Origin of the sequence: Pantoea sp. DY-5 (assembly GCF_019795955.1) — a bacterium.
Lineage (GTDB): Bacteria > Pseudomonadota > Gammaproteobacteria > Enterobacterales > Enterobacteriaceae > Pantoea > Pantoea leporis.
Window position 1 is genome coordinate 1,092,623 of record NZ_JAIMIE010000001.1, and the last position, 11,073, is coordinate 1,103,695.

General features: G+C 53.1%; 10 protein-coding genes. 6 read left to right on the top strand and 4 right to left on the bottom strand.

Features of this window, described 5'->3' with window-relative positions:
- Position 1: 1 nt before the first annotated feature.
- The gene (helD, locus tag K5Y30_RS05270) at positions 2 to 2,056 is read right to left on the bottom strand and encodes a DNA helicase IV (protein WP_222210641.1); all 2,055 of its coding nucleotides are present in this window, start codon (positions 2,054 to 2,056) and stop codon (positions 2 to 4) included.
- A 123-nt stretch (positions 2,057 to 2,179) separates the two neighbouring features.
- Between helD and K5Y30_RS05275 the strand changes: the two genes are divergently transcribed.
- Together K5Y30_RS05275 and yccS are read left to right on the top strand one after the other, a co-directional pair.
- Positions 2,180 to 2,623, top strand: a complete 444-nt coding sequence (locus tag K5Y30_RS05275) for a YccF domain-containing protein (RefSeq protein ID WP_008101434.1) — start codon at positions 2,180 to 2,182, stop codon at positions 2,621 to 2,623.
- A 9-nt stretch (positions 2,624 to 2,632) separates the two neighbouring features.
- Positions 2,633 to 4,771: a YccS family putative transporter gene (gene yccS, locus K5Y30_RS05280; protein ID WP_222210642.1), complete on the top strand. Its 2,139-nt coding sequence runs from the start codon at positions 2,633 to 2,635 to the stop codon at positions 4,769 to 4,771.
- Here the strand turns inward: yccS and K5Y30_RS05285 are convergent.
- Positions 4,768 to 5,397, bottom strand: a complete 630-nt coding sequence (locus tag K5Y30_RS05285) for a TfoX/Sxy family DNA transformation protein (RefSeq protein ID WP_101760920.1) — start codon at positions 5,395 to 5,397, stop codon at positions 4,768 to 4,770. The two genes, yccS and K5Y30_RS05285, sit on opposite strands and share 4 nt — an antisense overlap.
- Positions 5,398 to 5,619: 222 nt before the next feature.
- On the opposite strand from K5Y30_RS05285, the gene sulA reads away from it, so the two are divergent.
- Both sulA and ompA read left to right on the top strand, forming a co-directional pair.
- Positions 5,620 to 6,111, top strand: coding sequence for an SOS-induced cell division inhibitor SulA (gene sulA / locus K5Y30_RS05290; RefSeq protein ID WP_176970844.1), 492 nt, complete (start codon positions 5,620 to 5,622; stop codon positions 6,109 to 6,111).
- A 349-nt stretch (positions 6,112 to 6,460) separates the two neighbouring features.
- The gene (ompA, locus tag K5Y30_RS05295; RefSeq protein WP_222181755.1) at positions 6,461 to 7,534 is read left to right on the top strand and encodes a porin OmpA; all 1,074 of its coding nucleotides are present in this window, start codon (positions 6,461 to 6,463) and stop codon (positions 7,532 to 7,534) included.
- Between the two features lie 73 nt (positions 7,535 to 7,607).
- Here ompA and matP read toward each other — a convergent pair whose 3' ends face one another.
- The gene (gene matP / locus K5Y30_RS05300) at positions 7,608 to 8,075 is read right to left on the bottom strand and encodes a macrodomain Ter protein MatP (RefSeq protein WP_008101445.1); all 468 of its coding nucleotides are present in this window, start codon (positions 8,073 to 8,075) and stop codon (positions 7,608 to 7,610) included.
- A gap of 53 nt (positions 8,076 to 8,128) precedes the next feature.
- Between matP and K5Y30_RS05305 the strand changes: the two genes are divergently transcribed.
- A complete protein-coding gene (locus K5Y30_RS05305; protein ID WP_222210643.1) occupies positions 8,129 to 9,991 on the top strand; it encodes a Lon protease family protein in 1,863 nt (620 codons plus the stop codon).
- Between the two features lie 67 nt (positions 9,992 to 10,058).
- Positions 10,059 to 10,577 carry a bifunctional 3-hydroxydecanoyl-ACP dehydratase/trans-2-decenoyl-ACP isomerase gene (fabA, locus tag K5Y30_RS05310; RefSeq protein ID WP_101760924.1) on the top strand — a complete coding sequence of 173 codons (519 nt, stop codon included), beginning with the start codon at positions 10,059 to 10,061 and terminating at the stop codon, positions 10,575 to 10,577.
- Positions 10,578 to 10,643: 66 nt separating this feature from the next.
- Here the strand turns inward: fabA and rmf are convergent, their stop codons facing one another.
- Positions 10,644 to 10,811 (bottom strand): ribosome modulation factor, encoded by a 168-nt coding sequence (rmf, locus tag K5Y30_RS05315; RefSeq protein ID WP_071531634.1) that lies wholly within the window; start codon positions 10,809 to 10,811, stop codon positions 10,644 to 10,646.
- Between the last annotated feature and the right edge of the window lie 262 nt (positions 10,812 to 11,073).

Below are 11,073 nucleotides of genomic sequence, written 5' to 3' on the forward strand. Positions count from 1 at the left end.
ATCAGGCCTTACGGCTTTGTGGCACACCTAATTCGCGCAGGTGCTCGGCAAATACCGAAGGCCGATCTTTATCGAACATCAGCCACACCTGCTGGCGCGCACGCGTCATCGCCACATACGCCAGCCGTCGCTCCTCTGCATCCGGGAAATCTTCCGGCTGCGGCAGCAAACCCTCTTCCATGATGGATTCCCGCGCTTGTGCCGGGAAACCGTCGCGTCCCTGATGCAGCCCCAATACAATAACAAAATCCGCCTGTTGTCCTTTGCTGGCATGGATCGTCATGAAATCCAGCTTTAACTTTGGCCAGCGCGTTTTAGCTTTATCGAGGATTGCCGGCCGCAAATGGTGGTAACGCGCCAGCAGCAGTACGCGCTCTTCGGGTTTGGCATAACCGCTCAGCTTATCGAACAGCGCTTCCAGTTGATCCTGCGGCAGCAAAGTCACCGATTTTTTATTGCCTTTGCTCAAGCTGTTCAGCGGCTTGCGCAGCTGATGCGGGTTCTGTTGTACAAAGCGATTGGCTATCTCACCGATGCGATCGTTAAAGCGATAGGTGGTATCCAGCACGCAGCGATCGCCATCGCCGAAATAGTGATGGAACGCGGTGGTCAAACTCATTTCGGCACCGCTAAAGCGATAGATTGCCTGCCAGTCATCGCCCACCGCGTACAGGCTGGTTCGCTTGTTTTGCTGACGCAGCGCCGTCAGTAGTGCGGCTCGCTGCGGTGAGATGTCCTGAAACTCATCGACCAGAATATGCTTCCACGGGCTGATAAAACGCCCTTTCTCCAGAATGGCAATCGCCTGATGAATCAGCCCGGAGAAATCGACCGCGCCCTCCTCTTTCAGCGCGCTTTTCCATGCCTTTAACAGTGGCGCCATCAGTTTGACACGCTTGCTGAAATTATCGCGCTGCGCTTCTGCCACATCCGCGATCATTGCCGCCTGCGCGCCGCCGTGCATGCGCATCAAGCCCAGCCAGCGCTCCATGCGCGATGCGATGCGCTGCGCCAGTTTGTCATCTTGCCAAAAGGGACCTTCGGGAATCTCCCACTCCAGCTCATCCTGCAACCACTGACGCCAGCCGCTGGCCTGCGCTTTTTTGCTGTTACACTGCTCGCGCCAGGTCTCTATCAGCAACTGTCGCCGCGCCTTGCTGTCGCTTTCCAGCTTGCTGATCACCGGTTGTTTGTTACTGCCTTCGCGGATGATATGCATCGCCAACGCATGGAAGGTACGCGCCTGAATCGCGCTTTCACCAAGGCGCGTTTGAATACGGTCATTCATCTCTTCTGCCGCCTGACGACCAAACGCCAGCAACAGAATTTGATCCGCTTGCGCCAGCTTGCGTTTTAGTAGCCAACCGGCGCGCGCCACCAGCACCGAGGTTTTGCCACTGCCCGCCCCCGCCAGCACCAGCAGCGCGTCTTCGCCATTCACTACAGCTTCGCATTGCGATGGATTGAGCGGCGTGGTTTCAACGGTGGAGAAGAATTCGTGATAGTCGCTGAGGATCTTGCTGGTCCATTGGCGATTGCGTTGGCGGATCGCCGCTTCACCTTGCTCCAGCCATTGCTGGCAGAATTCCCAGCGCTCACGACAGTTATCAAACTCGGCAATACGCGCGAGAGGCAACGGCAAGGCAGAAAACTGGCGTGTAATGCTCTCTTTTACCGCGCTCAGCTCACTGCGTTTCAACCAGCGATCCTGCTGGGTGAAGGCGAGAATTTCCTGCTCCAGCGCGACCAGCACCTCCGCGCTCACCTCGCTCATCTCCTGGCTCCACTGCTGCCAGGCGTGCTGCAAGTAGTGGAAAAAGCGCTGCGTTTCCTGCCATTCGGTACCATGCAGGCGCACCACTTTCTCATCTGGCAGCAGAAACTCCAGTTCGCCCCATACCATGCCGCGTTTACAGGCAATGTTGAGCAACTGGTTAAACGGAATCAGATATTCATGGCGATCGCCACTGACTTCCACGCCGGCGGCCAGCAAGCGCACCCGATTATAGGGATGCTGTGCCAGACGTTTACCCATTGATGTTGCTTTCAGTTCCATGTCCGCACCGTCATGTGGAATTCGATATCGCGCAGTTTACCTGTCAGACTCTTGGCGCTCCAGCCTTAAAACAGGCTAAACTTGGCGCCACATATTGCGGATTGCAAAAGGAAAAACACGTTTATGCGTACCGTACTCAACATTCTTAATTTCATTCTCGGCGGCTTTTTCACCACCCTTAGCTGGTTGTTTGCCACGCTGGTGAGCATCGTGCTGATTTTTACGCTGCCGTTGACGCGTTCCTGCTGGGAAATTACCAAACTGTCTCTGCTTCCCTTTGGCAACGAAGCGGTGCATGTCGATGTGCTGCGTCCCGACAGTAAAAGCCATGTGATGAATACCGGCGGCACCTTCCTTAACATTTTCTGGCTGATACTGTTTGGCTGGTGGTTGTGTCTGGCGCATATCTCGGCCGGTATCGTGCAGTGTCTGACCATCATCGGCATTCCTGTTGGCATCGCCAACTTCAAAATTGCCGCGATTGCGCTGTGGCCGGTTGGCCGTCGCGTGGTCTCCGTTGAAGAAGCGCAGGCTGCGCGTGAAGCCAATGCGCGTCGCCGTTACTGAGGCCGTTCAATGATTCATGACGCCTTGCCAGGCTGGCGACGTTATCTGTTTAACAGCAGCCTACGCTATTTGCTGCGCATCTTCTTTGCCTTAACCGGATGCGCGGCGGTGCCGTGGTGGCTGCACCAAATCGAGTGGACCATTCCGCTGACGCTTGGCGTGGTCGCCGCGGCGCTGGCGGATCTCGACGATCGCTGGATTGGGCGCGTGCGCAACCTGTTGATCACGCTGGTATGTTTCTGTATCGCGTCGGTGTCGGTTGAACTGTTGTTCCCCCATCCGTGGGGATTTGGTTTGGGCCTGGCGCTTTCCAGCTGGGGCTTTATTTTGCTCGGTGCGCTGGGACAGCGTTATGCTACCATCGCCTTTGGTGCGCTGCTGATTGCGGTTTACACCATGCTGGGCATCGGCTTGTTCCCACAGTGGTGGATGCAGCCAGCGCTGCTGTTGATCGGTGCCCTTTGGTACAACTTGCTGACCTTTGTTGGTCATTTAATGTTTCCGGTGCGCCCGGTGCAGGAACAGCTGGCAGGCAGTTTTTCCCAGCTGGCGCGCTATCTTGAAGCCAAAGCAAACCTGTTTGATCCCGATGGCGACGATCAGGATGACGCTACGCTGGTTGCCACGGCGATGGTCAACAGCCAGTTGGTGGCCCAGCTCAATCTCACTAAAAGCACCATTCAAAGTCGTTTGCGTGGCGACCGCGGTTCACGCAGCACGCGTCGCAGCCTGCACTACTATTTTGTCGCGCAGGATATCCATGAACGCGCCAGCTCCTCGCATCTGCAATACCATTTGCTGCGTGATAACTGGCGTTACAACGAAGTGCTGTTCCGTTTCCAGCGTCTGATGAACATGCAAGCGCGCGCGTGTCGGCAACTGGCGGAGACCATTTTGCTGCGTCAGCCGTGGCATCACGACAGCCATTTTGAACGTACCTTTGAACGGCTGGAAACCGCGCTGCAACGCCTTCAGCAGAACGAGCCGCAGGATCCACACATTCATGCACTGTTTTGGCTGCTGCGTAATCTGCGTGCCATTGATGCGCAACTGGCATCGATTGAGTCAGAGCAGATGCTGGCCGAACCGTCCCCGCAGAGCGATCACCATCTGTCACGGGAAGGGCTCAGCGGCTGGGCGGATATCCGCTTACGCCTGAGTCGCCATCTCAGCCCACAATCTGCCCTCTTCCGCCATGCAGTGCGTATGTCGCTGGTGCTGTGTGTTGGCTACGCCTTCATTCAAATCACCGGCGTCGATCGCGGTTACTGGATCTTGCTGACCAGCCTGTTCGTCTGCCAGCCCAATTACAACGCCACCCGACGACGCCTAGCCTTGCGTATTGGCGGCACCTTAGCCGGCATCGCCATCGGCCTGCCGGTCTTGTGGTTGGTACCTTCGATTGAAGGTCAGCTGGTGCTGATTGTGCTGAGCGGCGTGCTGTTCTTCGCTTTCCGCCAGATTCAGTATGCGCAGGCCACGTTGTTTATCACCTTGCTGGTTCTGCTGTGCTTCAATTTGCTCGGCGAAGGGTTTGAAGTGGCGCTGCCGCGCGTGGTGGATACCTTGCTTGGCTGCGGCCTGGCGTGGCTGGCCGTGGCCTTTGTCTGGCCCGACTGGCGTTTTCGCAAAATCACCGCCGTTGCCGATCGCACACTGGATGCCAACTGCCGCTATCTGGATGCGATTATGGAGCAATACCACCAAGGCAAGGACAATCGTCTAGCTTATCGCGTGGCACGTCGCGATGCGCACAACGCCGATGCAGAGCTGGCGTCGGTGGTGTCCAACATCAGTGGCGAACTCAAGCTACAACAACCGCTGCGTGAGAATGCGTTTCGACTACTGTGCCTGAACCACTCTTTCCTCAGCTATATCTCGGCGCTGGGAGCGCATCGCGAACAGCTGGCAGATAGTACCTTGCTGACCTTACTGGATGACGCGGTCTGCTTCATAGAAGATGTGCTGCAGATCGATCAGGTTACGGATACGCAAGCCACAGAGATGCAGCAGGCGCTAATGCAGCGCATGAGCGAGATGAAAAACAGCCCGGATGCACGCGCACCATTAGTGATTCAGCAATTGGGATTGTTGGTCGCGCTGCTGCCCGAAATTGCCCGTCTACGCCGCACCCTCGTCAACGATTAAGGCTGCTGATGCTCCGCCGCCGCATGCTGGCGGAGCATTTTTAAATACCATGCGTAGAGCTCTTGCCGGATGGCGCTGGGTAATGCCGCCTCATGATGTCCTGATATTGCACCTTCCAGCGCCAGCAGCGTTTTTAACCCTATGTGCTTATTCACCGCGCGTAGTTTCAGCCAGCTTTGTCGCGATCCTGTTTCACACAGCAACCGCACCGAACTGATCCCCACCTTATGCAGCATCAGCTCAAGTCGCAGGCTTAAATTCGGCAGATCTTTCAATCGCAGCGAGACAAGTCTGGTAGCCGCTTCCTCCTGTGCGGCGCGCAATGAGCTAGCCGATAACTGCAATAATTGTTCGGGGTTTTGCCATAACTGTGTATCTACTTTGAAGTAGCTTAAGGTCACCGGCACACCACGCTTGCGGTAAATCAGCGGTTCCAGTGAACGCTGTGCGTTATAGACGTGAAGCGCCTCGCTGGCTCGGAGATAAAGCGCATCTTCATTGATATAAGCAAAAATCACCTTCTCAATAGTCAGCGCATACCCCCCAAATTGCGTGCGTGATTCAATTTTACCTAATGCCGCCAACTGCGCTTTCGATTGCTCAACTACCGGGTTATATCTCTTCATAACGCCCCCTCCAATGGATTCCATGCGCGGGAAATTTCCTATAAAAGCTCGCAGATTCATCTGGTTAGAAGATAAAAAAAACGATTTAGCTGTTCAATGAATAAAAGCAGGAGTGCGGGATCTTGTGCAGAAATTGCGAGGCGTTTTCAGAAATTGAGGTTGATCTTTATCCAGGAAGTCATTACTGTACATCCATACAGTTCATTACTGAGTGATTAAATTATGCGTACTCATTTCTCTGGCCCTGCTGATCGTTCACATCGTTTCGCTTCACCTGGCTTAGCGCAACCTTCGCTGGGTGGAATCACAGAACTGCGCTCCAGCGAACAACCCGAAATGATGCAACTTATGCTGCTCCCGGTACTAAAACAGCTGAGCGAGCAATCGCGCTGGCAGCTGTGGCTCACTCCGGCTCATAAGCTCAATCGTAGCTGGATGCAGCAGTCGGGATTACCGTTAGAAAAGAGTATGCATATCACCGAATCTGAGCGTTTTAACACCGTTGAAAGTATGGTGAAGGCATTACGTACAGGTAATTACAGCGTCGTTCTTGCCTGGATTCCGTACGAATTGAGCGATGAAGAGCGTTTAGAATTAGAACAAGCCGCGGCGGAAGGTGAAGCGCTCGGTCTGATTTTGCGTCCGCAGGGACGTCAATATGCTCATTCCAGACAACCCAATGCGACAAAAATTCCCTCAGATTTGTTTCATTAAGTAAATCCAGGAATTTTCTCAGCATTTTTTTTGCAAAAGTTGCATCTAAGCTACTGATTCTTTTCCCGCCAGCTATGACAATGGCTTAGACGCTTTTTTGTTTTCTAATACCGAAGATTTAGCCATATGATTTGTTAAAATGTGTGTATAAATCGCTGTTTTTTTGCTGCCCGGCGTCACATCATACTTGTAAGTTTCCAATCTCGTTGTAGACTTTAGCTCGCCAGGGTGCTCAATAACCTCCGTTTTTTCGGTAGAGTCAAAAGCGAGCGTTTAGACCCGGCGAAGGATTAACACAAAGAGCAACCTTTTTGCTCATTGCCTATTTGGATGATAACGAGGCGCAAAAATGAAAAAGACAGCTATCGCAATTGCAGTGGCACTGGCTGGCTTCGCTACCGTAGCGCAGGCCGCACCAAAAGATAACACCTGGTACACCGGTGCTAAACTGGGCTGGTCTCAGTATCATGATACTGGTTACTACGGTAACGACTACGTGAATAACGACGGTCCAACTCACGAATCTCAGCTGGGTGCTGGTGCTTTCCTGGGTTATCAGGCTAACCCGTATCTGGGCTTTGAGCTGGGCTACGACTGGTTGGGCCGTATGCCTAACAAAGGCAACGAAGTAAACGGCGCGTTCAAAGCACAAGGCGTTCAGCTGGCTGCTAAACTGAGCTACCCAATTACCGAAGACTTCGACGTCTACACCCGTCTGGGTGGTATGGTATGGCGTGCTGATTCTACCCAGTTTAACAGCAACACTGGCAATCGCATCAGCGACCACGACACCGGCGTTTCTCCGCTGGCTGCTGTTGGTGTTGAATACGCACTGACCAAAAACTGGGCAACTCGCCTGGACTACCAGTGGGTTAACAACATCGGTGACGCAGGTACCGTTGGTGCACGTCCAGACAACAGCATGCTGAGCGTAGGCCTGTCTTACCGTTTCGGTCAGGATGAAGATGCAGCGCCAGTTGTAGCTCCGGCTCCGGCCCCAGCTCCAGTTGTTGAAACCAAGCGTTTCACTCTGAAGTCTGACGTTCTGTTCACCTTCAACAAATCTACTCTGAAGCCAGAAGGTCAGCAGGCTCTTGATCAGCTGTACAGCCAGCTGAGCTCAATGGATCCGAAAGACGGCTCTGTTGTAGTACTGGGCTTCACCGATCGCATCGGTTCAGAGCAGTACAACCAGAAACTGTCTGAGAAGCGCGCGCAATCTGTAGTTGATTACCTGGTATCTAAAGGTATCCCTTCTAACAAGATCTCTGCACGCGGTATGGGCGAATCCAACCCAGTTACTGGCAACACCTGTGACAGCGTGAAAGGCCGCAATGCCCTGATCGACTGCCTGGCGCCAGACCGTCGCGTTGAAATCGACGTGAAAGGTATCAAAGACGTTGTAACTCAGCCACAGGCTTAAGTTATCACGCAGTAAAAAACCCCGCTAAGGCGGGGTTTTTTTATGGCTGAATGTAATGAGAACGAAAAGGATTCTACTCTTTTTCCGAGCCACCATTTCCGAGGATCGCCTGCAGATCTTGCTTCAGCGTAGACATCTGGCTGGCGTACTTCTCTTTGCGTTCAGCATCTTCAATTAACTGAACTATGGTTTCTGACAGCGTATTACTGCGACGCTGCGCCAATCCTGCCAGACGCTGCCACACCAGATATTCCAGATCGATCGATTTCTTACGCGTGTGCTGATGCTCAGCATTAAAGTGACGTTTACGACGTGCACGTATCGTCTGCTTGAGACGATTCTCCAAATCGGGATGAATGTGCTGGGCGATCCACTCGTTAACCTCAACCGGGCTGTTTTCCATCGACAACAATGTATCGACCGCAGCTTGCGCCGCACTAAGCTCAAGATGACGGGTGATCAGTTCACCCTCCCGATGCTTTTTCACCAGGTATTTCCACTTCCATCCACTTTCAAGATTTTCGAGTTGCTGGTATTTCATCGGAATCTCATCGTGATCACGTAACAAACTAAGAATAACAGCTTTTTTCCTGGATGCAGCAAGGAAAAACATGTTGCAGCCGTCACAATCCGGGCCGGAACTCCGCCGTGATTAACCAGGTTGATTCCTGTATAATCGCGCTTTTCCTAAATCAGACTAATGCGAATATTTTGACCAGCACTCAAATTACGTGGCAAGCCCTGCAGCCGGATAGCGACCGCTACCAATCCATTTTCTCGAACGTCTCACTGGAAGATTGCGATAGTCTTGCCGCGGTTCAGCCGCGTCTGCTGAATGCGCTGGCGCATTTGCATCATCAAACCCTGGGTTTTCCGCTGCTGCTGTTACGCAGTCAGGAAAACAGCGATTACCTGGCCTGCATCGCCGATGCGGCGCAACGTTTCCAGCCGGATGAGATTTCTCTTTACGGTGGCGACTATCATGTGATGGGCGATACCGTCAGTCTTCTACCGCCAACCGATATCAATCGCCCCTTCACCAGCCAGGGCGGCGTGCATTTCGCCGACTGGATTGAAGCTGAACAGTTGTTCGGTTGCGTACGTCAATATAAAGACCGTGTGCAGCCTGAACCGGGCTTACTGCATCGCGCCAATGGCGGTACGTTAATTCTTGCGGTCAACACTTTACTGGCACAGCCGCTGCTGTGGCTGCGTTTGCGTAAGTGTATTGAGCAAGGTCGCTTCGATTGGTATTCACAGGATGAGCGTCAACCATTGCCTGTCGCCATTCCCCCGCTACCGCTGCAACTGCGTCTGGTACTGTGTGGCGACCGTGATGCACTGGCCGCTTTCCAGGAAATGGACGTCGAAGTTCATGAGATGGCGCTGTATAGCGAATTCGAAGAGAGCTTACAAATTCTCGACGAAGATGACATGACGTCATGGTGCCAGTGGACGCTAACGCAAGCCGAACAAGCCGGATTAGCGCAGCCTGAAGCCGATTTCTGGCCATTGTTGATCACCGAAGCAGCACGCATGACCGGTGATCAAGACACGTTGCCGCTTTGCCCGCGCTGGCTTCGTCGCCAGCTGCAAGAAGCGGCGCTGCATGGCGACAGCATCAATGGCGAAGCGTTGAAAGAAGCGCTGGAAGCGCGCCAATGGCGTGAAGGCTTCCTCGCCGATCGCATGCGTGATGAAATCCTGCTTAATCAGATCATGATTGAAACCGAAGGCGAAGTGGTTGGGCAAATCAACGGCCTTTCGGTGGTTGAGTTCCCAGGCCATCCGCGTCCGTGGGGAGAACCTTCGCGCATTACCTGTGTGGTACATCCGGGCGATGGCGAGTTCACCGATGTGGAGCGCAAAGCCGAATTAGGTGGCAACATCCATGCGAAAGGCATGATGATTATGCAAGCGTACCTGATTGCCGAGCTGGAGCTAGAGCAACAGCTGCCCTTCTCCGCTTCACTGGTGTTTGAACAATCCTATTCCGAAGTGGATGGCGACAGCGCCTCGCTGGCCGAGCTCTGTGCGTTAATCAGTGCGCTGGCTAATCAGCCGGTTGACCAGCAGATTGCGGTGACCGGCTCAGTTGATCAGTTTGGTAACGTGCAGCCCGTCGGCGGCCTGAACGAAAAAATTGAAGGCTTCTTCCAAATCTGTCATTCACGTGAATTGACCGGCAAGCAAGGTGTCATTTTCCCTGCCAGTAACGCGCGTCATCTCAGTCTGAATCAGGATGTTGTGGAAGCGGTTAAGGCCGGACAATTCCATCTTTGGGCCATTGAGAGCGTAGATGAAGCGTTGCCGCTGCTGACCGGCATTGCCTGGCAGAGTGAAAGCGGCGAATCTCTGCTTAGCACCATTCAGGAACGTATTACCCAGCTGAACCAGCAGGAAGCTCGCCTGCGTCCGTGGCCACTACGTTGGCTCAACTGGTTCAACCACAGCTGATAACATTGCTCAGCGTACAACTGTTCGCTAATATTCGGGCTTCACTAAAAGAAGGCATATTGAGAACATGGTAGATAAACGCGAATCCTATAGTAAAGAAGACCTGATTGCCTCGGGTCGCGGCGAACTGTTTGGCGAAAATGGACCGCCGCTTCCATCCAACAACATGTTGATGATGGACCGCGTGGTCAAAATGACCGAAGACGGCGGTAAATTCGATAAAGGTTTCGTCGAAGCCGAACTGGATATCCGCCCTGACCTGTGGTTCTTTGACTGCCACTTCATTGGCGATCCGGTAATGCCGGGTTGCCTCGGCCTCGATGCGATGTGGCAGCTGGTAGGTTTCTACCTCGGCTGGCTGGGCGCAGAAGGTAAAGGCCGCGCGTTGGGCGTGGGTGAAGTGAAGTTCACTGGACAAGTCCTGCCTACCGCCAAAAAAGTGACCTATAAAATTCACTTCAAACGTGTGATTAACCGTAAACTGGTGATGGGCGTGGCAGATGGCGAAGTCTTCGTTGACGGGAACCTGATTTACTCTGCGACCGATTTGAAAGTGGGTCTGTTCAAAGACACCTCAGCTTTCTAATCCTTCCAAATGAAAACCTCCGCACGCAGCGGAGGTTTCTTCCATAATGTTAGACATCCAGCAGTGCTAGGCCACCGCTGACCTGTCCTCCATGGCTTGACGCCAACCTCCCAACCAGTGAGACCGTGCATCGATCAATTGATAAGGGCATATCTCTTTCGAGCGGCCCGTAATACCGGCTTGGTAGCCTCGTGAATGTGCTCGTTCCAGGCGGTCTCTCTTCTGTCTCTTCATGCCTCGTTTCCCTCATTTCAGGTCTGGTGGAATCTGGGTGGAAAGAAAGAGTGGCGATATAATGTTCAACCACAGTAATGTTCTAACCCGATGCAGAAGAAAGGTCAATGCGCAAAATTCACGCCAATGTCATGTTTTTGACGTTAAAGTGCCATGTAGAATTGTCAGTTGATTGTCTATCTGGCTGATTAGGCAATAAAAAAAGCCCCTGATTTGACTGCGATCACACTACATTAAATCAAGGACTTAGCATAAGCATCGA

What these genes read in the sequence shown, in the direction of transcription:
- helD (WP_222210641.1), bottom strand. Translation starts at nt 2,056, where the DNA reads ATGGAACTGAAAGCAACATCAATGGGTAAACGTCTGGCACAGCATCCC.
- K5Y30_RS05275 (WP_008101434.1), top strand. Translation starts at nt 2,180, where the DNA reads ATGCGTACCGTACTCAACATTCTTAATTTCATTCTCGGCGGCTTTTTC.
- yccS (WP_222210642.1), top strand. Translation starts at nt 2,633, where the DNA reads ATGATTCATGACGCCTTGCCAGGCTGGCGACGTTATCTGTTTAACAGC.
- K5Y30_RS05285 (WP_101760920.1), bottom strand. Translation starts at nt 5,397, where the DNA reads ATGAAGAGATATAACCCGGTAGTTGAGCAATCGAAAGCGCAGTTGGCG.
- sulA (WP_176970844.1), top strand. Translation starts at nt 5,620, where the DNA reads ATGCGTACTCATTTCTCTGGCCCTGCTGATCGTTCACATCGTTTCGCT.
- ompA (WP_222181755.1), top strand. Translation starts at nt 6,461, where the DNA reads ATGAAAAAGACAGCTATCGCAATTGCAGTGGCACTGGCTGGCTTCGCT.
- matP (WP_008101445.1), bottom strand. Translation starts at nt 8,075, where the DNA reads ATGAAATACCAGCAACTCGAAAATCTTGAAAGTGGATGGAAGTGGAAA.
- K5Y30_RS05305 (WP_222210643.1), top strand. Translation starts at nt 8,129, where the DNA reads ATGCAGCAAGGAAAAACATGTTGCAGCCGTCACAATCCGGGCCGGAAC.
- fabA (WP_101760924.1), top strand. Translation starts at nt 10,059, where the DNA reads ATGGTAGATAAACGCGAATCCTATAGTAAAGAAGACCTGATTGCCTCG.
- rmf (WP_071531634.1), bottom strand. Translation starts at nt 10,811, where the DNA reads ATGAAGAGACAGAAGAGAGACCGCCTGGAACGAGCACATTCACGAGGC.